The sequence below is a fragment of the Armatimonadota bacterium genome (assembly GCA_031081585.1).
GTDB lineage: Bacteria > Sysuimicrobiota > Sysuimicrobiia > Sysuimicrobiales > Humicultoraceae > Geohabitans > Geohabitans tengchongensis.
Map to the genome: position 1 here is coordinate 12,675 of JAVHLY010000021.1, position 21,705 is coordinate 34,379.

Annotated in this window: 21 protein-coding genes and 1 tRNA gene; 3 read left to right on the plus strand and 19 right to left on the minus strand. The window is 74.2% G+C overall.

Annotated features, from left to right (window positions below; translation table 11 throughout):
* The 16 genes from RB146_09395 to RB146_09470 form a co-directional block, all read right to left on the minus strand.
* The coding region (locus RB146_09395) for a PAS domain S-box protein (protein MDQ7829192.1) at positions 1-1,694 on the minus strand (1,694 nt) is incomplete at its 3' end.
* Positions 1,695-2,072: 378 nt separating this feature from the next.
* Positions 2,073-2,149 (minus strand) — tRNA-Pro (locus tag RB146_09400).
* Positions 2,150-2,190: 41 nt separating this feature from the next.
* Complete coding sequence (locus RB146_09405; GenBank protein MDQ7829193.1) at positions 2,191-3,231, minus strand: glycosyltransferase family 4 protein; 1,041 nt, start codon at positions 3,229-3,231, stop codon at positions 2,191-2,193.
* A gap of 39 nt (positions 3,232-3,270) precedes the next feature.
* Entirely contained in the window at positions 3,271-3,663 is a 393-nt protein-coding gene (locus tag RB146_09410; GenBank protein MDQ7829194.1) for a 6-carboxytetrahydropterin synthase, read from the minus strand.
* A gap of 13 nt (positions 3,664-3,676) precedes the next feature.
* On the minus strand, positions 3,677-4,744 hold the full coding sequence (locus RB146_09415) for a zinc-binding dehydrogenase (protein MDQ7829195.1): 1,068 nt from the start codon (positions 4,742-4,744) through the stop codon (positions 3,677-3,679).
* Between the two features lie 98 nt (positions 4,745-4,842).
* A complete protein-coding gene (locus RB146_09420) occupies positions 4,843-5,280 on the minus strand; it encodes a hypothetical protein (GenBank protein ID MDQ7829196.1) in 438 nt (145 codons plus the stop codon).
* A 51-nt stretch (positions 5,281-5,331) separates the two neighbouring features.
* Entirely contained in the window at positions 5,332-6,783 is a 1,452-nt protein-coding gene (locus RB146_09425) for a glycosyltransferase family 39 protein (protein ID MDQ7829197.1), read from the minus strand.
* A complete protein-coding gene (gene der / locus RB146_09430; protein ID MDQ7829198.1) occupies positions 6,783-8,129 on the minus strand; it encodes a ribosome biogenesis GTPase Der in 1,347 nt (448 codons plus the stop codon). The genes RB146_09425 and der overlap by 1 nt, the downstream gene beginning before the upstream one ends.
* A gap of 12 nt (positions 8,130-8,141) precedes the next feature.
* Positions 8,142-9,014: a 4-hydroxy-3-methylbut-2-enyl diphosphate reductase gene (gene ispH / locus RB146_09435; GenBank protein MDQ7829199.1), complete on the minus strand. Its 873-nt coding sequence runs from the start codon at positions 9,012-9,014 to the stop codon at positions 8,142-8,144.
* 242 nt (positions 9,015-9,256) lie between these two features.
* The gene (locus tag RB146_09440; GenBank protein MDQ7829200.1) at positions 9,257-11,134 is read right to left on the minus strand and encodes a TRAP transporter fused permease subunit; all 1,878 of its coding nucleotides are present in this window, start codon (positions 11,132-11,134) and stop codon (positions 9,257-9,259) included.
* Positions 11,135-11,223: 89 nt separating this feature from the next.
* Positions 11,224-12,183: a TAXI family TRAP transporter solute-binding subunit gene (locus tag RB146_09445; GenBank protein MDQ7829201.1), complete on the minus strand. Its 960-nt coding sequence runs from the start codon at positions 12,181-12,183 to the stop codon at positions 11,224-11,226.
* Positions 12,184-12,275: 92 nt separating this feature from the next.
* Positions 12,276-13,307: a LacI family DNA-binding transcriptional regulator gene (locus tag RB146_09450; protein MDQ7829202.1), complete on the minus strand. Its 1,032-nt coding sequence runs from the start codon at positions 13,305-13,307 to the stop codon at positions 12,276-12,278.
* A gap of 10 nt (positions 13,308-13,317) precedes the next feature.
* A complete protein-coding gene (locus RB146_09455) occupies positions 13,318-14,421 on the minus strand; it encodes a zinc-binding dehydrogenase (GenBank protein MDQ7829203.1) in 1,104 nt (367 codons plus the stop codon).
* Positions 14,422-14,453: 32 nt separating this feature from the next.
* Positions 14,454-15,695 carry a Tm-1-like ATP-binding domain-containing protein gene (locus RB146_09460; GenBank protein ID MDQ7829204.1) on the minus strand — a complete coding sequence of 414 codons (1,242 nt, stop codon included), beginning with the start codon at positions 15,693-15,695 and terminating at the stop codon, positions 14,454-14,456.
* Positions 15,692-16,324 (minus strand): class II aldolase/adducin family protein, encoded by a 633-nt coding sequence (locus RB146_09465; protein ID MDQ7829205.1) that lies wholly within the window; start codon positions 16,322-16,324, stop codon positions 15,692-15,694. The genes RB146_09460 and RB146_09465 overlap by 4 nt, the downstream gene beginning before the upstream one ends.
* On the minus strand, positions 16,312-16,638 hold the full coding sequence (locus RB146_09470; protein ID MDQ7829206.1) for a creatininase family protein: 327 nt from the start codon (positions 16,636-16,638) through the stop codon (positions 16,312-16,314). The genes RB146_09465 and RB146_09470 overlap by 13 nt, the downstream gene beginning before the upstream one ends.
* Here RB146_09470 and RB146_09475 point away from each other — a divergent pair.
* Entirely contained in the window at positions 16,637-16,960 is a 324-nt protein-coding gene (locus RB146_09475) for a hypothetical protein (GenBank protein MDQ7829207.1), read from the plus strand. The two genes, RB146_09470 and RB146_09475, sit on opposite strands and share 2 nt — an antisense overlap.
* 199 nt (positions 16,961-17,159) lie before the next feature.
* Here RB146_09475 and RB146_09480 read toward each other — a convergent pair whose 3' ends face one another.
* Both RB146_09480 and RB146_09485 read right to left on the minus strand, forming a co-directional pair.
* The gene (locus RB146_09480) at positions 17,160-18,422 is read right to left on the minus strand and encodes an MFS transporter (GenBank protein MDQ7829208.1); all 1,263 of its coding nucleotides are present in this window, start codon (positions 18,420-18,422) and stop codon (positions 17,160-17,162) included.
* Entirely contained in the window at positions 18,392-18,832 is a 441-nt protein-coding gene (locus RB146_09485; protein MDQ7829209.1) for a chromate resistance protein, read from the minus strand. The genes RB146_09480 and RB146_09485 overlap by 31 nt, the downstream gene beginning before the upstream one ends.
* Positions 18,833-18,946: 114 nt before the next feature.
* On the opposite strand from RB146_09485, the gene RB146_09490 reads away from it, so the two are divergent.
* Both RB146_09490 and chrA read left to right on the plus strand, forming a co-directional pair.
* The gene (locus tag RB146_09490; GenBank protein ID MDQ7829210.1) at positions 18,947-19,930 is read left to right on the plus strand and encodes a chromate resistance protein; all 984 of its coding nucleotides are present in this window, start codon (positions 18,947-18,949) and stop codon (positions 19,928-19,930) included.
* The gene (gene chrA / locus RB146_09495; GenBank protein ID MDQ7829211.1) at positions 19,927-21,171 is read left to right on the plus strand and encodes a chromate efflux transporter; all 1,245 of its coding nucleotides are present in this window, start codon (positions 19,927-19,929) and stop codon (positions 21,169-21,171) included. The genes RB146_09490 and chrA overlap by 4 nt, the downstream gene beginning before the upstream one ends.
* Positions 21,172-21,216: 45 nt before the next feature.
* Here the strand turns inward: chrA and RB146_09500 are convergent, their stop codons facing one another.
* Positions 21,217-21,543 (minus strand): hypothetical protein, encoded by a 327-nt coding sequence (locus RB146_09500; protein ID MDQ7829212.1) that lies wholly within the window; start codon positions 21,541-21,543, stop codon positions 21,217-21,219.
* Positions 21,544-21,705 lie beyond the last annotated feature (162 nt).

Here is a 21,705-nt window from a genome sequence, read left to right on the forward strand (position 1 = left end):
CCGGCCTTCAGGATGTCGGCCACGCTCTCCCGCTGCTCCGGGGAGAGGTTGTCCATCTCCAGCAGCTGCGCGAACCCCAGGATGGCGTTGAGCGGGGTGCGCAGCTCGTGGCTCATGCGGGAGAGGAACTCGCTCTTGGCCTGGTTGGCCTGCTCGGCCACCCGCTGCCCCTCCTCAGCCACCCGGCGGGCCTCCTCGGCCCGGCGGCGCTCCTCCTCGGCCTGACGGCGCGCGGTGATGTCGCGCACCACGCCGGTGAAGAGGCGCCGGCCTGCGGCCTGCGACTCGCTGAGGGAGATCTCCAGGACCACCTCGCGGCCGTCCCGGCGCAGGCCGGGCAGCTCGATGCCGCTCCACGCCAGCCGCCGCTCACCGGTCTGCACGTACCGGGCGAACCCGGCGCGGTGCGCCTCGCGCAGGCGCTCCGGCATGAGGTCGGTGAGGGGCCGGCCGACAAGCTCCTGAGGCGCGTAGCCGAAGATCTCCCCGGCGGCGGGGTTGGCGAAGAGGATGCGGTGCTCTTCGTCCACGGTCAGCAGGCCGTCGCGGATGGAGTCGGTGATCAGGCGCAGCTCCCGCTCGCGCTCGGCCAGGGCCGCCGCCGCCTGCATCGCCTCGGCCTGCCGCCGCTCCAGAGCGGCGGCCATCTCGTCGAAGGCGCGGGCGAGCTCGGCCAGCTTTCCGCGGCCCTGTGCGCCGGCGCGCGCGCTCAGGTCCCCGGCACTGAGCCGCCGGGCCGCCGCTACCAGCGCCCCCACACGGCGCACCACCAGGCGGTCACCGGCCACCCAGGCTGCCGCCAAGCCCAAGGCGGCTACCAGGATCAGCCCGGCCAGGTGCTGGAGCATAATGCGGGTCACGGCGGCGGTGGGTGTGGCCGGGCGACCGAGGAGCAGGTAGAGGCGGCCGGTGACGATCCCCGGCTGGGTGAAGGCATAGAGGTATGTGGTCCCGTCTGCAGCCGACACACGGACCGTCCCCTCGCCGCGCTCCACCAGGGCCCTCCGCAGCACCCCGTCGGGGAGACGCTGACCCACCCGGAGCCCGTCGGGAGGCCAAGAGGCCAGGACCACTCCAGCTCGATCGAGGACCGTGAGGGTGGTCTGTGCCGGCAGACCGACCGCGGCGATGGACCGGCCGAGTTGCCTCAGGGCCACCGCACCGAAGGCCACCCCCAGCACCTCGCCCGACGGGCCGAGCACCGGGGTACCGAAGTTGAGCGACGGCTGGCCCGTGATCCGTCCCACCTGGTACTCCCCGACGGCAAAGGCCCGGGTGGCCATGGCCGTCTGGAAGTAGAGGCGGTCGGCGATCCGCACGCCGGCAAAGCCGGGTAGCGCGCTGCAGAAGACCGACCCGTCGGCCCGGGCCACCCCCAGGTTCAGGTAGAGCGGCTGAGCCCGCAGCACGCCGGCGAGCACGCGCGAGCAGCCGGCACCGTCACCCTGCTGGACCTCGGGGAGGTTGGCCACCACCAGCAGTAAGTTCCGCACGCCCTCCAGGAGCTGTTCCTGGTGAGCCGTGGCTAGGCGCATGAGGTGGAGAGTCTCCTGCTCGGCGGCGGCGACCGTGAGGCGGCGCTGCTCCAGGTCGGCGTAGAGGGCCAGCACCAGCGCAGGCACGACCGCCAGGAGCACGAGGAGGAAGAGAGTCAGGCGGAGAGTGAGAAACCGATTTCGCAACCGCTGGGGCATAGATACGGGTCTCCCCGGCCGGGAGGCGAAGACCCGCCACGGTCATCCCGCCCGGTCGTTCGACGCTCCGGGCCTGTTGGGTCGACTCCTCCTGGGACTATGCCCAGCGGTTCTCCCCTGTAGGCTTCTGTGGGGCTAGACAAACGCACGGGCCATCCCCTGCCCGGGGGGTGGCCGAAGCCATCCCGTCATGCTGTTCCGTGCGATGTTCGTCGTTCATCCGACCTACGTCGGATGAACTTTGCCCGGACCCAGTTTTGTTCGGTATCGCCAGCCCGGCGCGGTCAGATCAGGTACCCGGCCGGCTCAGTCCCCGGATGGCTCGCTGGTGCTCTTCACATCCGGTGCTGGAATCAGGCAGGACAGCGGGTTTCGAGGTGGTCGGGCCGCCGGGATTTGAACCCGGGACCTCTTGAACCCCATTCAAGCGCGCTACCAGGCTGCGCCACGGCCCGACGCCGTGCGGACACACCCAGTCTAGCACGGCCGTCCTCGGCTAGCACACCGGGCGGTGGGCCTCGCCGCGCAGCAGCGGCAAGAGCGCCTCCCGCAGGGCCCGGCGCGTCTGTGCCCACGTCGGCAGCGCCGCCCCCCGGGCGGCCGCCTCGTGTGAGAGCCGCGCGCGCAGGTCGGAGTCGCGGGTCACCCGCTCCAGCGCCGCCGTGAGCGCGGTCACGTCGTCCGGGGGGACCAGGATCCCGCCGCGCCCCTGGCCGACCAGGTCGCGCAGCCCCGGGACGTCGCAGCCCACCACCGGCAGGCCGAAGGCGAGCGCCTCCGCCACCGCGACACCGTAGGACTCGTAGGCCGAGGGCAACACGAAGACGTCCGCGGCTGCGTAGCGGCGGGCCAGGTCGCTCCCGGCGAGAGGGCCGTGGACGTGAACGCGCCGCGCCACGCCCAGCGCCACGATGGCCGCACGGAGGCGCGCGGCGTAGTCCGGGTCGAGCACGGCCCCGACGAGGTCCAGCGTCACGACGTTCGGGAGGCGGGCCAGCGCCTCGAGCAGGAGGTGGATGCGCTTCACCGGGGACCAGTTGGCCACGCACAGCAGCCGCAGGGGACCGCGGCGCTCACGTCGGGGCGCAGCGGCGTGCACGCCGGGAGCGTCCTTCCCCGGGGGGATCACCCTGAGGCGGTCGGGTGAGGCGACCAGGTCGAGCAGTGCGCGGCCCTCGCTGGCGCCGACGGCGATGACCAGGTCGGCCCTGGGCAGCACAGCCGCCTCGGCGCGGCGCCACAGCGCCGCGCGCTCGGGGTCGGCGGCGCTGGGCTGGAAGAGCATCAGGGCCACCACCCGCGCCGGCGGCTCTGTGGCGTCGCCCCTCCTCGCCGCCACCCACGCCGCCGCACGGTCCAGCACCAGGCTGTCCACCAGGAGCATCCGCGGCAGGGCACCGGCCGGGGGCGCCGCCGTCAACCGCACCGGGACGCCCGCCTCCTCCAACGCCTGGATCAGGTGACGCAGGTACAGGTTGCCGCCGGTGGTGGTGCTCAGGTCCGCGGAGGTCCAGAGGGCGACCGCGTCATCCTTCATTCGACCGGACCGCGTCGTCCGCCACCCGAGCGGATCGCGTCACCCCTCATTGGAGCGGATCGCCGCCTCGTAGGCGGCAAAGACGTCCGGAGACTCCCACACCGTCACCCGCAGCCGGTCCACACCGCGCACGCTGGCCAGTCCGGCCTGGAGGACGGCAAAGATGCGCCGGGCCACCACCTCGGCCGTGGTGTTCTGGCCCTGGAAGGCGGCGACCTCGTCGAGGTCCCGGTAGTGGAACTCCCCCACGGCAGCGTTCAGGAGCCCGCGCAGGGTGCCGACGTCGATGAGGGTCCCGCCCTCGCTCAGCGCCGGCCCGCGCACGACCGCCTCGACCACGTAGGTGTGCCCGTGCAGCCGCGTGGCCGGGCCGAAGTCACCGCGCAGCCGGTGGGCGGCCTCGAACCGGGCGCGCACCCCCACCTCGAACATCACCGTGCACCCCTCATCCGCCGTTGCCCGTCGCCGGCCCGTCGGCGCCGGTCGCCCCTCCATCGTAGGTGAGGACGACCTGGACCGTCTCCTCCGGATGCCGGTCCACCAGGGCGTAGGCCTCCGCCGCCCGGTCGAACGGGATGCGGTGCGTGATGAGCGGGGCGAGGCGCAGGTCGCCTTCGCCCAAGAGCGCGCGCGCCACCTGCAGGCGGCGGGCGCGATCCCACCGCGCCGAGACCTCCGCAGGCAGGTGCCCGACCTGGGAGGCGACGAGCCGCAGCCGCCGCCGGTGGAACGCCCCGCCCAGGTCGAGGGTCACCGGCTTCTGCCCGTACCAGCTCAGCACCACCACCCGTCCCTCGAGACCGGCCAGCTCCAGCGCGCTCTGCAGCGCGGCCGGGGCGCCGCTCGCCTCCACCACCAGGTCGGCCCCGCGTCCGCCGGTCAGCGTCCGGACCACAGCCGCCACGTCGTTCTGGGCCGGGTTGAGGACGGTGGGGATGCCCACGGTGCGGCTCACCGCGCGGCGCCGCGCCAGCGGCTCGACCGCCACCACCGCCACGCCCGGGATCCGCCGGAGGAGTTGGGCGACCAGCAGGCCGACCGTCCCCTGCCCCAGGACGACCGCGCACTCCCCGACGCGCGGAGTCGCGTCGAGCATGGCGGTGAGCGCCGTCTCCAGGTTGGCCAGCAGCACCGCCTGCTCCGGGGGACAGCCCGGCGGCAGCGGGACGGCCTGTCCGGCGGGCAGGGTGAACGCGGTCTGGTGCGGGTGGTGAGCGAAGACCAGGTCGCCGGGCCCGAGCCCGGTCACTCCCGGGCCGGTGACGGCGACGCGCCCCACGCAGGCGTAGCCGTACTTGATCGGGAAGGCGAACCCGCCGCGCAGGGCCGGCAGGTCGAGCGGCAGGCGCGGGTCGACCTCGCCGCGGTAGACGAGCATCTCGGTGCCGTGGCTGACGGCCGAGCAGACGGTCTGGACGAGGACCTCGCCCGCGCCGGGGGGCGGGAGGTCTTCCTCGCGGATCTCGACGGCACGCGGCTCGCGGAACCAGACCGCCCGGGCCCGCATAGGCATGGAGTTGTGCGGGGGCGGGCCTGCTCCTGCCAGGGCCCGGGCCGCTGCGCTCCTGCCTCAGGGCTCGGGCGCTGCGGTGGCGGAGGCAGGCGCGAGCGCTAGCGGCGACCCTCGGGGCGGACCGGCGGCGTCAGCTCCTGCTGCAGCTCGGTCATGCGCAGCACATCCTCGACGCGCGCCCGCAGCAGCCGCAGCTCCTGGTCGACCGTGTCCAGGCGCGTCCGGAGGTCCGTGGTCAACCCGCGGTCGCGGTCGTACACCTCCGCCTTCACCGCGGCGAGCTCCCGGTCGCGGTCGGCCACCAGGCGCTGGAGCCGCGCGCGCTCTGCCTGGTAGCTCAGCATGTCGAAGAGCCCGCCGAGCAGCATCAGCACCCATCCCCCCGCCGCCACGAGCAGCAGGTCGCGCAGGCGCACGCTCAGCGCCGTCCCCGCCAGGGTCAGCGTCACCGCCTGCTGCAGCACCGCCGGGTTCTGCAGCATGACCACGGCGAGCCCGGCGGCCAGCACGAGCAGGAAGACCAGTTGCCAGACCATGACCCTCACATCCTCTCCCGACACCACACCGGCTGCAGGGTGTCGTCCCTCTCATTTTCCCCCGCCCGGGGCCGACAGCGCGCCCGTCCGGCGCGGAGCGGGATCGGACGCCGGGCCCGGGGCGGCCAGGAGCGTCCGGAGCCGGAAGATGCGGAACGTGCGCAGCGGGCGCCCGTGGAAGTGGACCACCTCGGGTGGGGCCTCCTCCACGTGCCCGGCGTGGCGCTCCCAGGCCACGTGCGGCGTCCAGCGGGCGTCCACCACCGCCACCGCGTCGCGCCCGGCCAGCGCGGCCGGCGGCGTCCAGATGGAGGCCGGGTTGGGTTCGGGCAGGAGCGTGACCGGCACCTGCCACCGCGTGTAGTAGGCCAGCTGGGCGGCCACCTGGTAGCGGTCGGCGGCGATGACGGCCCCCGGCGGGAGGGCGGCCAGCTCGGCCTGCACCCTCGCCGCCGCCTGGGGCCAGCCGTACAGGTCCTCCGCCCCGGGCAGCGGCGGCAGGGCGGGCACGACGGCCACCGCGAAGCCGTAGGCAAGGATCGCCCCGCTGAGCGCCGCGAGCGCGGCCGTCGTCCGGGTCCACAGCGCCCCCAGCACCACCGCCAGCCCCAGGTAGGCCGGCCCCAGCCAGTTGCCGTGGGGCGCCCCGCTCACCCAGGCGGCGGCCGCCGGCATCGCCACCGCCGGCAGCGCCGTCCAGAAGAGGAAGGCGAAGCGCGCGTCCCGCCGCCGGCGCCAGGCCGCCGCCAGCGCCCAGGCAAACGCCGGGACGAGCAGCAGGGCGAAGGCGAACTGCTGCGTGAGCAACTGGACGACGCCGAGCCACCCCGTCGCCGTGCCCGGGACGCGCTCGAAGAGGACGAACCGCACTGCGGCCCACCGGTGGGTCAGGTTCCACCAGAGCACGGGCAGAGCGCCCGCGGCCGCAACGGCCGCGCCCAGCCAGGGTCCCGGGCCCCGCACCACCCGCCACCGGCCCGCCGCCACCACCACCGCGCCCAGCGGCAGCAGGACGATGGCGAACTTGCTGAGGACGCCCAGCCCTGTCGCCAGGCCCGCGGCCAGCCACGCTCCGACGGGCGCCGGGGCCGGTCCGCCGAAGATCCGCCATAGCGCCCGCATGGCCACCACCCAGGCCAGGAAGAGTGGCGCGTCGGGCGTGGCCAGGAGCCCCGCCCCGGCCAGCACCGGGGTGAGCTGGAAGAGCAGCGCGGCGAACACCCCGGCGCGCGGGCCGAAGAGGTCCCGCCCCAGCAGGAAGAGCGCGTACGTGGTGAGGAACCCCAGGACCAGCGCCGGGAGGCGGACCCACACCGGCCCGTCGGCCAGGGCCGTCCCCGCGGCGATGAGGTAGGCGATCATGGGCGGGTGGTCGAGGTAGCTCCAGTCGAGCCGCTGGGCCCACAGCCAGTAGTAGGCTTCGTCGTCGATGAGCGGCACCGTCCCGGCGGCGACCAGGCGCAGGGCCGCCAGGACGCCCACGGCCAGCAGGGCGGCCCGCATCAGGCCGGGGCGGGCTTGCGGGTGCGGGCGCGCAGCTCGAAGCGGATGGGCGCTCCCGGGAAGGGGAAGCTGTCCCGCACGGCACGCTCGAGGTACTGCAGGTAGCTCTCGGGGAGGAGCGTCGGGTCGTTCACGAAGAGGACGACCGTGGGCGGCCTGGCGTGGGGCTGCGTGGCATAGAGGATCTTGGCGCGCCGCCCGCGGTGGTCGGCCGGCGGCGGGGCGGCGGCCTCGGCCGCTTCGATCACCCGGTTGAGCGGCCCCGTGGGGACGCGCGTGGCGTAGGCCTCGGCGACGCGCCCGAGGGCCTCCAGGAGGGCGTCCAGGCCCGTGCGGGCGGTGGCGGAGACCGGCACCTGCGGCGCATAGGCGACGAAGCGCAGGGCGTGCGCCGCCGCGCACCGCACCTCCGCGGCGCGCTCCCGGTTGCCGGCGACCAGGTCCCACTTGTTCAGCACCACCACGAGGCCGCGCTCCGATGCGGCGATCTGTCGGGCGATGCGCTGGTCCTGGTCGGTCACCCCCTCGGCCGCATCCACCACCAGCACGGCCACGTCCGCCCGCTCGAGCGCCCGGCGGGTGCGGCTGACGCTGTACCGCTCCACCGGCGCCCCCACCCGGGCCGGGCGGCGCAGCCCGGCCGTGTCGACGAGGACGTACGGCGCGCCCCCGATCTGCACGACAGTGTCCACCGCGTCGCGCGTCGTGCCGGGCTCGGGAGCCACCACGACGCGCTCCTCCCCCAGCACCGCGTTCACCAGGGAGGACTTGCCGACGTTGGGCCGTCCCACGACGGCCACGCGGGTGGGGGCTGCCGCCTCCTCGGCCTCGTCGGTCGGCGGCAGCAGCGCCACCACCTCGTCGAGGAGGTCCCCGGCCCCGCGCCCGTGCAGCGCCGAGACGGGCAGTGGCGCGCCCAGCCCGAGCGCATGGAACTCGTGGACCGCCGCCTCCTGCTCCGGGCCGTCAACCTTGTTGGCCACGAGCAGCACCGGCTTGCGGGCCTGGCGCAGGAGGTGCGCCACCTCGGCGTCCTCCGGGAGCAATCCGCTCTGCGCGTCCACGACGAAGAGGAGCACGGCCGCCTCCTCGACCGCCCGCAGCGTCTGCTCCCGCACCGCCCGCGCGACGGCGTCGACGGCGCCCCGCTCCTCGCCGGCGCGCAACCCCCCGGTGTCCACGAGGAGGAAGGAGCGGCCGCTCCACTCCACGGGGGCGTAGAGCCGGTCGCGGGTGAGTCCCGGCGTCTCCTCGACGATGGCCTGGCGGCGGCCGATCAGGCGGTTGAAGAGCGCGGACTTGCCCACGTTGGGCCGCCCGACGATGGCCACGACGGGGCGCGCCACGGCGACTCCGGGTCAGGTGGCGGAGGGAGCGGGTGATGGGGGCGCGCCCCGGCTGATCTCCTCGAGGCGGTGGAGGACCTGCGCGATGATCCAGTCCGGGGTGGAGGCCCCCGACATCACGGCCACCTTCTCCACCCCCTGGAACCACGCGGGGTCGAGCTCGTCGGGGACCTCGATGTGGTAGGTGGGCAGCCCGCGGGCGCGGCCGATCTCCGCCAGGCGCGTGGTGTTGCTGCTGCCGTGGCCGCCCACGACGACCAGGGCCTGGACCTCCTCCACCAGCCGCTCGGCCTCCTCCTGGCGCACCGTGATGGCCGGACAGAGGGTGTTGAGGACCTTCAGCTCCTTCACCCGCACTGCCAGGTCGGCCACGATCTGCTTGAAGTTCTCCAGCGACTGCGTCGTCTGGGAGAGCACCCCCACCCGCCCGCGCACCTTCACCTGTCGGGCTTCCTCCAGCGTGTGGACGATGGTGACGCGGTCCCCCAGGACCTCCTTGAGCGTGACCATCTCCGGGTGGCCGTGGTCGCCCACGACGATGAGGGTGTAGCCCTCCTCGGCCAGCTTGAAGGCCAGCTCGTGGGCCCGGATGACCACCGGGCAGGTGGCGTCCACGATGCGCATCCCGCGGGCGCGGGCCTGGTCGAGGACGGCGTGCTCCACCCCGTAGGCGGAGACGACGAAGGCCTCGCCGTCCAGTTCGTCCAGGTGCTCGGCCACACGCACGCCGGCTTCCTCGAGGCGGCCCACCACCTGCGGGTTGTGGATGAGGGGACCCCAGGTGAAGACGGGGCCGGCGCTCTGCTCGGCGGTCGAGCGGGCCATCTCCACGGCCCGCCGGACCCCGCCGCAGAAGCCCATGTGTCTGGCGACGATGATCTCCACGGTCCCTCCGCGCGCCAGCCAGCTAGAGACCTGCGGTTCGCTGACGTGCCCCGGCCGCGGTCCCCGCCTACTCTACCACCTGCCCCTTCCGGCCATCCACCGACCCAACTCGGCCACCCCATGGGCCGGGGGTCCCGTGAGCCGACCGTCACAACGGAGATATGTCGTTGTCACGCCGAGCGGGGGGACAGAAGGGCTGCTCTCTTCTTTCCTGCGGCAGGGGGCCTGGGACCAGGCAGCCATCAGGAGGAGGACGTCTCCGGTTCAGGTGCAGGACGGGCAGCCGTGCGGGCGGCGGCCTGCCGCGCCGTCAGCAGCCCGCACAGCGCCAGCCCCCCGAGCGAGGCCGCCCAGGAGGGATGGAAGAGCAGTGCGGCCCCCGCCACCAGGACCAGGCGCTCCAGTGGCCGGAGGGGGCGCAGGAGGAAACCCATGGCCCCGGCCGAGAGGAAGACCACCCCCACCGCCGCCGTGGTGACGTGCAGCAGGATGTCCAGGGGATCGCCGCGCAGCAGCAGGGTGGGGATGACGACGAAGCCAAACGGCACCAGGTAGCCGGAGAGCGTCATCTTCATCCCGGCGAGCCCCGTCTCCATCCAGTTGGAGCCGGCGATGGCCGAGGCGGTGAAGAGCGCCATCCCCTCCGGCGGCGTGATGGTGGCCAGCACCGAGTAGTAGAAGATGAAGAGGTGCGCCGCCAGCGGCGGGATCCCCACCTGCTCCAGCGCGGGCGCGACCGTGGCGGCGGCGATGAGGTAGGAGGCGGTGGTAGGCAAGGCGAGGCCCAGCAGCAGCGTGGCCAGGACGACCAGGGCAAGCAGGACGAGGACGTTGCCACCGGCGGCCTGGACCGCCAGCGTCGAGAACTTCACGCCGATGCCGGTGAAGACAATCATGGAGAAGATCAGCGCCGAGGCGGCGGTACCCATCGCCGCCTCCAGCGTGCGCACGCCGCCGTCCGCCAGCGCACCGGCGAGGCCCCGCAGTCCCAGGCGTGTGGCCGGGTGGAGGGCGGCGACCAGCGCGGTCACCACCACGGCCACCGCCGCCGCCCGGGGCGCGTACCACCCCGTCAACACCAGGTAGACCAGCACGACGAGCGGCAGCAGCAGGTGACCGCGGCGGGCCAGGGCCTGGCGCACGGGCAGGAAGCCCTGGTCGAGTTCCGACCGGCTCAGGCCACGCAGCCCGAGCGCCCCGGCCACGAAGTAGACGGAAGCGCCGACCCCCAGGTAGTAGAGCAGAGCGGGGAGGAGGGCCGCCGAGGCCACGTCAACGTAGCGCACCCGCAGCAGCTCGACGATGAGGAAGGCTGCGGCCCCCATCACCGGCGGCATGAGCTGGCCGCCGGCCGAGGAGGCCAGCTCGATACCGGCAGCTAGCGGCGGGGGGAAGCCGTAGCGCTTCATCAGCGGGATGGTGACGGCGCCGTCAATGGCCACGTTGGCCGGCGCCGAGCCGGAGACCATCCCGAAGCCCAGGCTGCCGAGCACCGAGACCTGCGCCGGGCCCCCGCGCACACGGCCAGCCACCCGCATCGCCAGCGTGCTCAGCAGGTCGGCGATCCCCGCCCGGGCGACGAACTCCCCCAGCACCACGAAGGTGATGATATAGGTGGCCGCCACGCCCAGCGGCAGGCTCCACAGCCCGTCGGGCGTCAGGTAGAGGTAGCCCAGCACGTTGGCCAGGCTGAAGCCGGCGTGCCCCCAGTTGCCGGGGATGGCCCGCCCGAAGAGGGCATAGGCCACCATGAGGAGGACGAGGGCTGGCAGGACCCAGCCGATGAGCCGCCGGGTGGCCTCGAGCACCACCAGCACGAGCAGGGCCGCCAGCACAAGCTGCCCGCGCGTGGCGATCCCGGCCTGGTAGGCGATCCGTTCGTGGGCCAGGATGACGTAGCCCGTCCCCACGACCGCGAGCAGCGCCAGTACCGTCTCCGCGGGGCGCAGCCGCCCCGCCCGCGCCATGGGCCCGAGGAAGACCAGCAGGAGGGCGAAGAGCAGGAAGAGCCCGCGCTGGACGAAGAGGTCCATCCCGCCCCGCCAGGCGGCGGCCAGGAAGACCAGGGCAAAGGCGAGCGCCGTCCCCCGGCAGGCGAGGGCGAGGAGACGGGACATCATCGGCCCGCCCTCACGACGGCCCACGCCCGGGCAGTGGCGCGCGGGCCCGCACCGGTGCCCCGCGCCCGTGGGTGACCATCACCAGCCCCCTACCGCGGCAGGCCGGCCGGCGGCTGCATGGAGGCCGGGACGCGCACCCCCACCTCGCGGTAGTAGCGCAGCGCGCCGGGGTGGAGCGGGTAGCCGGTCTCCAGCACCGTGCGCGGCGTGAGGCCCTCGGCCGGCTTGTAGATGCTCACCACCGTGGCGAAGTTGTCGAAGACCGCCTTGGTGATGCGGTAGACCAGGTCGGCCTCCAGGTCATGCCGCGCCGCCATCACCGCCCAGGGGGCCAGCACCCGCGCCCGGCCGGCGCCCCGGTAGGCCTCGCTGAAGTCGGCCTCCGCCACCGGGACCTGCGGCAGACGCTCCCGCACCAGCGCCACCTCCTCGTCGGTGAGGGACAGCACGCGCAACGGCTCGCGCAGTCCCACCTCGCCGTAGGGCGGCGCAATCCCGCCGGCCACGACGGCGTCGATGTCTCCGCTCTGCAGCCCCGCCGCGGCCTCGCTGTGCGGGAAGTGGTAGAGGCGGGAGGGACGGATGCGCAGGACCTCGAGCAGCCGCGTCCCCACCGCCTCGGCCAGGGAGCCGCGGGTGAGCACGTTGATACGTTTCCCGTTCAGGTCGGCGAAGCCACGGATGCCGCTGGCCTGCTTGGCGATGAAGTGGACGTAGAGCGGCGGATTGGTCGGGTACATCTGCAGCGGGAACTTCCGCGCGTCGGTGTACGGTGGCCGGCGCTCCAGCACCTGGAAGCCGTCCACCGTCACCACCACGGCGATGTCGCCCAGCCCCTGGGCCAGGCGTTGCGCGTTGGCGCCGTATCCCGGGGTCCCCTGCACCGTTGGCACGGCCACCCCGCGCAGGTGGTCGAGGATCACCTGGTGGAGGCCGACCGCCTGCTGGTACCCGGCGCCGCCCACCACGCCGCCCAGGATGGTGAGGCGGACCTGCGCCGCCGCCGGCCCGACGACCGCAAGCAGGAGCGTCAGGACGGCGGGGAGCACCGGGCCGCCCCAGCCCCGCGAGCGTGCGCCCCCGCTCACCTCAGCATACCGCCACCTGCCGTGCCTCATGCGCTCCCCCCTCTCCACACCGCTCATCCTGACCCCGCCCCGCGCGTCGCCATGGCCCGCGACGGAGGCGCGGTACTCTCCCGGACGATCAGGCGCGGACGCAGCACCACACCGCGGCCCGCGCCACCATCTCGCAGCTGCAGCAGCAACTCCAGGGCGCGCCGCCCCAGCTCGTCCATCGGGATGTGCACCGAGGTGAGGGCCGGCACGGTCACCGCGGCCAGCGGGGTGTCGTCGAACCCCACGACCGACACGTCCCCCGGGACGCCCACGCCGCGTTCGTACAGCGCGCGGATGGCGCCCACTGCCGCCTGGTCGTTGGGGGCCACGAGGGCCGTCGGTGGCGGCCCCTGTGCCCACAGCCGCTCCACCCCGCGGCGGCCGCCCGCCGGGGTGAAGTCGGCCGGCACGACGTAGCGGGACGCCACGCGCACGCCGGCGTGGCGCAGCGCCCGGCGGTAGCCGGTGAGGCGGTCGCGTGCCGAGGTCGAGCCCGCCGGGCCGACCAGGCAGGCGATGCGCCGGTGCCCCAGCGCCAGGAGGTGGCGCGTGGCCAGGGCGCCCGCCGCGACGTTGTCCACGCGCACCGACGGCACCCGCGCCGGATGCCGCCCGATGGCCACGACCGGCAGCCGGCCCCCCAGCACGGTCAGGTCGGCCGGACCGAAGGCCCCGCCGGCTACGACCAGGCCGTCCACGCGCCGCTCCGCCAGCATCTGCAGGGCTGCGCGCTGCCGCTCCGGCCGACGGTCGGTGTTGCACAGGATGACGGCCAGCCCACGCTGCCAGGCCGCGTCCTCGATCCCGCGGAGGATGACGGCGTAGTACGGGTTGCTCACGTCGGGGACGAGCAGGCCCACGGCGCTCGTGGCCCGGCGGAGGAGGCTGCGCGCCACCATGTTGGGCAGGTAGCCCAGCCCGCGCGCCGCCTGCAGCACCCGTGCCCGCACCTCCGGCCGCACCGGGTGCGGCGTCCCGTTGAGCACGCGGGAAACCGTGGCCGGCGAGACCCCGGCGCGGGCGGCCACGTCGACGATGGTGGCGGGGCGGGTCATCGCTGCGGGTCTAGACCGTGACGACCACCTTGATGGCGTCGTCCAGCCGCCGGGCCGCCGTCTCCAGCGCCTGCGGCAGCTGGTCGAGGGGGAAACGGTGGGTGATGAAAGGGCGTCCGGAGATCTTGCCCTGGGCCATGAGCGCCAGCCCCCGCCTGACCGCGCCGCGCCCCTCCCCGCGGATCCCGTAGAGGGTGATGTTGTGCCGCACCAGGTGAGCGGTGTCCACCGGGACGGGATCGCGGCTGAAGGCGGCCAGGCAGATGCGCCCGCCCCGCTTCGTGGCGTAGAGTGCCTCGTTCACAGCGTTGGGGGCGCCCGCGCACTCCAGCACCAGATCCACCCCCAGCCCGTCGGTGAGGCGCCGGACCTCCTGCACCACGTCGGCCTCGCGCACGTTGATCGTGTGGTCCGCCCCGAGCTCCCGTCCCAACCGCAGGCGGTTCTCCCGCGTGCCGGTGAGGATGACCTCGGCCCCGAGCGCCTTCCCGCAGGCCACGCCCATGAGCCCGATCGGCCCCGGCCCCGTGACCAGCAGCGTCTCCCCGGCGACCGGCCCGCCCAGCGTGTCCAGGCCGTACAGGGCCGTCCCGGCGGTGACGATGAGCGTCGCCTCGTCGAACGGGAGGTGGTCGGGCAGACGGAAGAGGGTGTTCACGCGGTTCACCGCGTACTCGGCGAAGCCGCCGTCGGTGGTGAAGCCGTTGGCGCGGTGGCCGCGGCCGCGGAAGGAGTAGTTCAGGCAGGCCGTGTACATGCCGTGGCGGCAGCGCTCGCACCGCCCGCACCCGGCGTGGACCTCGACGACCACCCGGTCGCCCACGCGGAACTCGTCGACGTCCGGCCCGAGCGCCGCCACCGTGCCCACGTACTCGTGCCCCAGCACGTGCCCCTTGTGGAAGGGGAGCTCCCCCTCGATGAGGGCGGGGAGGCCGTGGTGGAGGATCTCCAGGTCGGTGGCGCAGACCGCCACAGCCGCCACCTTGACCAGCACCTCCGCAGGCCCCGGCCGCGGGACCGGCTTCGTCACCCGCTGCAGTTCCCCGGGACCTCCGAGGGCCCAGGCCGTCATCGTCTCGGGGATGCGCCCCACGTCAGCCGTCCGCGCCTGCATCGCCCGTCCCTCCCGCTCTCCCCCACCCGCGCTCACGTCGAGCTGGCAGCCGCTGATCCGCCGACCCGATGGCCCTCCAGGAAGTCGAGGAGGAGCCCGACGGCCGCGTCGGCGTAGCGCGGGTCGTTGAGGTCGGCGTCGAGCTCCACGTACCGCACGTCCTCCCCGCACGCCTCCCGGACGGCCCGCCGCAGGTGCTCGTTGGCGTCGGGATCGTGCAGGGCCCCACCCGGACTCCCCACTTCCGACCACCCCCGCAGCGGGTAGAGGAAGGCTGTGGGCCCGCGAGCCGCGTTCAGCCGCTCCGCCAGCAGCCCGCCGACGCGCGCCAGCTCCTCCCCCGTGGTCCGCACGTTGGTGTTGTACGGGTTGTGGCGGTGTGTGGGGCGCCCGCGGCAGCGCGCCGGGACCGTCTCTGGAGGCCCGAAAACGAAGTAATCCAGCCCACCGGGTCCCACGACCTGGGGGAGACCGGTGCGGCCGGCGGCCACCAGGCGCGGCCGGAGCGGCGCGTAGATGTCGTCCGCCCACACCTCGCCGAGCAGCTCGTGCGTCGTCAGGTCGAGGACACCGGCGAAGAGCCCGCGCTCGAGGAGGGTCTCCATGGCGCTCCCGCCGCACCCGGAGGCGTGGAAGGGCACCGGCTCGTACCCGCGCCGGCGAAGCCAGTCCATGGCCCGCTCCACCGCGCGCTGGGTGTTGCCGAGCGCGGTGAGCGCCACCGCCGGGGCCCACTCCTCCAGCGGCGGCCGGCCGGGCGGGGCAGGGAGGATCATGCCGGCCATCATCCCCGCCGCCCGTTCGAGGAGCGGACGGGTCAGGCGGTTCGGCCCGCCCAGCAGGTCGGCCACCGCCGGCAGCACGGCGATGTCGCTGCTGCCGAGGTAAGGGCGCAGGTTGCCCGAGGCCACCGTGGAGACGAGGAGCTTGGGCAGGCCGAGGGGCAGGTCGCGCATGGCCATGGCACCCGCGGTCGTGCCCTGGTTGCCGCCCAGCCCGACGACACCTGCCAGGTCCCCGGCCGCGTGCCAGGCCGCCAGCAGGCGCGCCGCCTCGCGCCCCACCACCGCCAGGGCCTCGTCCCGCCGCCCGGGCAGGCGCGCGGAGGCGGCGCGCACGACATCCACCTCACCGTCGTGGCGCGGCGTGGGGCGCAGCCCCACGTCCACCAGGCGCGGCACCAGGCCGCGCACCCGCAGGCGGTCGGCCAGGTAGCGGGCCTCCTCCCCCTTCGTGTCCAGCGTGGCCACGACGGCCACGACCGGCGCGCTCACCGCTCCACCACCCACCGCCGCGCCGCGTCCGCCAGGAGGGCGGTGCGGGCGGCGTCCTCCAGGTACTGGGCCAGGTAGAAGGCGCTGCGCAGCGTGGGGCCCACCGTCACCGTGCCGTGCTCCGCCAGGATGGCCGCGGTGATGGCCGGGTCGGCGAACGCACGCCCCACCGCGTCGGCCAGCTCCTGCGACCCCGAGGGCGCGGGCGGGACGAGCGCCAGCTTGCCCCCCAGAAACGCCCGCGCCGCTCCGGTAAGGAGCGGCGGCAGGGCGTGCACGGCGGCGAAGGCCACCGTGTGCGGCGGGTGGAGGTGGGCGATGGCCCCCACGTCGGGTCGCCGGCGGTAGATGGCCAGGTGGAAGTGGCGCTCCTTGCTGGGGGCGCGGTCGCTGGCCTCCAGGACGTGGCCCTCCAGGTCCAGCAGGAGGACGTCCTCGACGGTCATGTCCCCCATGGCCAGCCCGGTGGCCTTGATGAGGATGCGGTCGGTGCCGGGGACGCGCACGCTCAGGTTGCCGCTGATGCCGGGGACGAGGCCCATAGCGTAGGCGCGGTGCGCCACCGCCACCAGCTCCTCGCGCAGGCCGGCGACGGGGTCCACGGCCACGGGATCGGTCAGGGGCTCCACGCCCGCTCGGGAAAGTCGCGCCGGGTGATCTCCACCGGGAAGGTGCGCACCTCCTGGACGAAGTCGGCGAGGTGGCGGGCCATGCGGCGGAAGATCTCCTGCCCTTTCTCCGCCGTGGCCCGAAAGGGGTTGCCGATGGTGGCGGTGTCCGAGTACTCGTGGTGCTCCATGGGCACCCAGATGTTCTCGGAGTCCTGGAAGATCACCGTCCCCGTCCCGTCCTTCTTGCTGAAGGCCGGGCCCATCCAGCGCGGGGCGTGGGCCCGGTCGGCGACGGCCACGGCCATGTTCACCAGCGCCGGGTGGACGGCCATGATGAACACGGAGACCTTCGACCAGGTCGCTGTGGAGCGAGCCCGGCTGGGCCGGGCGGCGGCCTTCCTCACCGAGGGGATGGTCCTGCCGGTGGAGTTTCACGAGGGCCGGCCGATCGGCGTGGTCTTCCCTGACATCGTCGAGGTGCGGGTGGTCGAGACCGCGGCCCCCGCCCACGGGGCGGGCCCCGACACCGTCTGGAAGGAGGCGAAGCTGGAGAACGGGCTCACTGTCCAGGTCCCGCCGTTCATCGCTGCCGGCGAGTGGATTCGCGTGGAGGTGGAGACCGGGGCCTACGTCGAGCGGGCCAAGCGCAGGTAGCCGCCTGGCGGTTCGGCTGCGCGGCCCGGCCCGGTCCGGCCTTGGTACCCTCCGCCATCGATGCCGCGGCGCGCGCCGGAGCTGTCGTCATTGCGTCATCCGGGGCCGCCAGTGCACGCGGGTGACTGCGGTGGGCTCGCTCATCGCGGCTCCCCTCTGCGTTGCCCAAGCTCGCACGCCGTAACCGCCAAGATGGCCTTCACGGCCGCGCTGGCGGGATGGGCGCCGGCGGCGCCCCCGCTCCAGGGGACAGGAGCGGCACTGTCCTGAAGAGCGCCCACAGCGTCAGGTCGTAGACGGCCTTCAGCCCGCCGGCCAGCACGAACGGGAGACCGCCCGCCGCCGCCTGCAGGGCGAGGCCGGAGAGCAGCGGGGCCACGCTCGCCGCTGTGGGGCGCACGGCGTTGGTGATCCCCGCCGCGGCGGTCCGCTCCTCCGGCGCCACGAGGGCCAGGGTGTAGGCCTGGCGCGTGGGCACGTCCATCTGCGAGAGGGCGTGACGGAGCAGCAGTACGCCCGCGGCGGCCGGCCAGGTGGGCATGAGCGGCACCAGGGCGAGGAGCACATTGGAGGGAAGGTGGGTGAAGACCATCGTGTTCAGCAGCCCGATGCGCCGGCTCAGGCGGGCCGCGGCCAGGTAGGAGAGCGCGGAGAGGAGGTTCGTCCCGAAGAAGAGCGGGCCGAGCTCCGCCAGGTCCACGCCGAAGCGCTGGTGGAACCAGAAGGCCACCAGGCTCTGGACCACCAGCCCGCCGGCCAGCGCGTCCAGCCCGAAGAGCCCGGTGAGGCGCAGGACGATGCGGCGGGAGCGGCGCAGCCCTCCCCCACCCCCGCCGGCGACCGGCGCCTCCACCCGGTCCGAGAGGCGCCCGTACAGCGCGGCCAGCACGAGCCCCGTGGCGGCGAAGGCCCAGACCAGTCCCCGCTGGGCCCCGGCGTCCGGCACGCCGAGGAGGGCGAGGACAGACGGGACGGCGCCCGCCGCCAGCGCGCCCAGGGCCACGGCCACCGTCCCCACCAGGTTGTACCAGGCGAAGAGCCCTACCTCAGGGGCCCCGCGGCTCACCTCCGGGAGCGCCGCCTGCTCCAGGGGGAAGAAGGGGCCGACCTCGTAGCCGCTCGGGCTGATCGTCCCCGCCAGCGCCGCCAGCAGCAGCAGCCAGGGCGGCGCGCCCAGGGCGTAGACGGCCCCGCTCACTGCCATCAGCAGGGCGAAGCGGCGCAGGACCCCGCGGCGGCCCCACCGCCCGGCCAGGGTGCCGACCGCGCCCGTGGTGACCGCGCCCCCGAGCAGCGCCGCCGTGAAGAGTCCCCCCACCTGCGCCGGGGTGAGTCCGAGGTCGCTGAGGTAGAGGGCCAGGACGACGGAGAGGAAGCCGTAGGCAAACATGCGCAGCGCCCGCGCGGCGAAGAGCAGACCGGCGTCGGACGTCACCGTGCCGAGGCGACGCGTTTCTGACACCAGCGGTACAGGGCGTCGTACAGTGGCATCTCCAGCTGCAGCTTGGTCTGGTCGTCCGCCCCATGGAGGAGGGCGAAGCCGTGGGCGATGGCGCGGAGGCCAGGCGCTTCCGGCTCGATCGCCAGGTCCTGGGGGATGTCCGCCCCGTGCACGATGCGGCCGAGCAACTGCAAGGCCGGGTCGGTGAGCCCGTACCGCCGCAGGATGGACTCAAAGCTGCACCGGCCCTCCACGTGCCCCAGCTCGACACCAGGCACGTCGAACGGCACGGCGCCTTCCCGGTGGGCTGTGGGCAGGACGGCTTCGTCCGGGACGAAGAGGAACTCCGCCTGCGGGTCGATGAAGCGGCGGATCAGCCAGGGACAGGCGATGCGGTCGACCTTGGCGTGCTGGCGTGTCACCCAGCGCATGGGGCACTCCTCCAGGAAGCATTGATGCAACTTAGGTTGCAATTTCCTTGTAACAGATGATACAAAATGACTGGTCCTGGATGACCGATCCCGTTTCCCCTGGCGAACCGCGCGATGGCCTGGCTGACCTTCTCCTCCTCGCTGGCAGGGCGCCGCCGCTCCAGCGACCGGGTCCGGCTGTGGCGACGGCTCCGCCGCCTCGGGGCAGTGACCGGGCCGACCGGCGTCACCGTGCTGCCGGACCGTCCGGAGACCCGGGAGGCCTTCGCCTGGCTGGCCCAGGAGGTCCGCCGGTCGGGCGGTGAGGCCCTGGTGCTGCACGTCCGGAGCTTCAACGGCCTCCAGGACCGGGACCTCGTCCGGCTGTTCCAGGAGGCCCGGCGGCAGGACTACCGGGCGCTGGAGCGGGAGCTGCGGCGCCTGGAAGCGGGCCTGCACAGCCGGAGCGACGACCCGGCACGGCGACGGGCGGCCGCGGCCCGGCTGGCCCGGCTGCGGCAGCGGCAACGGGAGATCCGCCGCATCGACTTCTTCCCCGTCACCGAGGGGCGTCGCGTCGAGGCACACCTGGCCCGCCTCGAACGGCGCCTGACCCGCGTCACGGCCCCGGGCGAGCCGCGTATCCCGCGCCGGCGTCCGGAGGCCTTCCGGGGCCGACGGTGGGTCACCCGCCCCCGGCCCTACGTCGACCGGCTGGCCTGCATCTGGTTCATCCGCCGCTTCATCGACCCGAACGCGCGCGTCCGGTATGCCGACCGTCCGCGCCGCGGCGAGGTGGCCTTCGACATGGAGGGCGGGGAGTTCACCCACGTCGGCCCGCTCTGCACCTTCGAGGTCATGGTCCGCGCGTTCGGCTTGAGCGACGAGGCGCTCACGGCCATCGGCGAGATCGTCCACGAACTCGACCTCCAGGACCGCCGCTTCGTCCGGGCTGAGCTCGCGGGCGTGGACGCCGTGCTCCGCGGGTGGCACGCGGCGGGCTGGTCGGACCGCGTGCTGGAGGCCTGCGGCGTGGCCCTCTTCGACGGGCTTTACCGGAGCCTCTCGGCGCGCACGGCCGCGCGCCGTCGCGCCCGCACCCGGCGGCCCGGCGGATGAGCGGCGCACCACGGTCACAGCCTCCAGGACCCGGGATCCCACCGGAGCCCTGGGGGCGGCTCTTCCTGCGGTTCCTGCGGTTCGGCCTCCTGGCCTGGGGCGGGCCGGTGGCCCAGATCGCCATGATCCGCCAGGAACTCGTCGAGGAGGCGCGCTGGGTCTCCCGCGAGCGCTTCAACCGCGTCCTCGCCGTCTACCAGGTGCTGCCCGGGCCCGAAGCGCACGAGCTCTGCGTCTACTTCGGAATGCTCGCCCGCGGGCGACTGGGGGGTCTGCTGGCCGGCCTGGGGTTCATGCTGCCCGGGTTCCTCCTGATGTTCGGCCTCTCCGCCCTGTACGCGGCGGGCGTCCGCGCGCCCCTGTGGCAGGCGGTCTTCCTGGGCATGCAGCCTGCCGTCGTTGCCCTCGTCGTCCGGGCGGTGCACCGCATCGGGAGGCACGTGCTCACCGATCCCTGGGCGTGGGCCGTCGCCGCCGCGACGGCGCTGGGCGAGACCCTGGGCCATCCCTTCTGGGTCACTCTGCCGACGGCCGGCCTCGCGGCGCTGCTGGCGCGTCGGCCCGGGCTCCGGATCGCCGCGGGGCTGCTCCTGATGGTAGTGCTCCTCGCGGGCCTGGTGCAGGTCGGGGAGACGCGCCGGCCCCGGTTGGAAGTACCCCGATGGGGCCTGCCCCACAGCACCGTCCCGCCATTGCCCGGTGAGGCCGTCGGAGAGCCTGCCATCGGGCGGCTGTTCCTCTCCGGGCTGCGGGCCGGCCTGCTCACTTTCGGCGGGGCCTACACCGTCCTCCCCTTCCTGCGCCGCGACGCCGTCGAGGTGGGCCGGTGGATGACCGATGCCCAGTTCCTCGACGGGGTGGCGCTCTCCGGCATCCTCCCCGCCCCGTTCATCATCTTCAGCACCTTCGTGGGCTTCCTCGGCGGCGGCCCGCTTGGCGCACTCGCCCTCACCGTGGGCATCTTCCTCCCGGCCTTTGCCATCACCCTCACCGGGCACGGGGCGCTGGAACGCCTGGTCGACGTAGCGGGCGTGCGGACGTTCCTGGACGGGGTGAGCGCGGGGGTGGTGGGGCTGATCGCGACTACCGCCCTTGACCTCTTCGTCACGGGCGTGCGCGACCTCGCCGGCGGGATGCTCTTCGCCGTGGCGCTCGTCACGCTGCTCCTCTGGCAGGCCAGGGCAGGGGTGGCCGCGGTCGTCGCGGCCGCCGGTGCGGCAGGGCTGCTCCTCTTCCGCTAGGGGGCACGTGGGGGCGTGTCGCCCCCGACAGCACCGCCGCTCCGCTCAGCCGGGCGCGGGCGGCCGGTGCCCCGCGCGGGCCAGGGCGGCCTCGATGCGCTGTGCCAGCGCCTCCAGGTCCCAACCCGTGTAGCGGTCCCGGCCGTCGATGAGGAAGGTGGGGAAGCGGCGGATGCGGTGGCGCAGCACCCTGAGCACCCACTGGGGGGAGAGCGGGTCGACGAGGTAGAGGACGATGCGGTCGCGGAAGCGCGCCGCCACCGCGTCGAGCAGCAGCCACAGGCGGTAGGCCTCCTCGCGGGCGTGCACCCAGCGGCGCCTCCGCCCGAAGCCGGGGGGCGCCAGCAGCGGGGCCAGGACCTCCACCGGCATCGGCGCCGGGGCTGGGACGTCTTCACGGGGTCTCCGGAACACGCCGCGCATCCGGCACCATCGTACGCACAGGACAGCCCTCCGTCTGCGCCGTATAATGCCTGGGTAGTCGGTCTGAGGGGACCGTGGCGCGCCGCGTGCGGCGGCGCGGCGGCGGGCCAC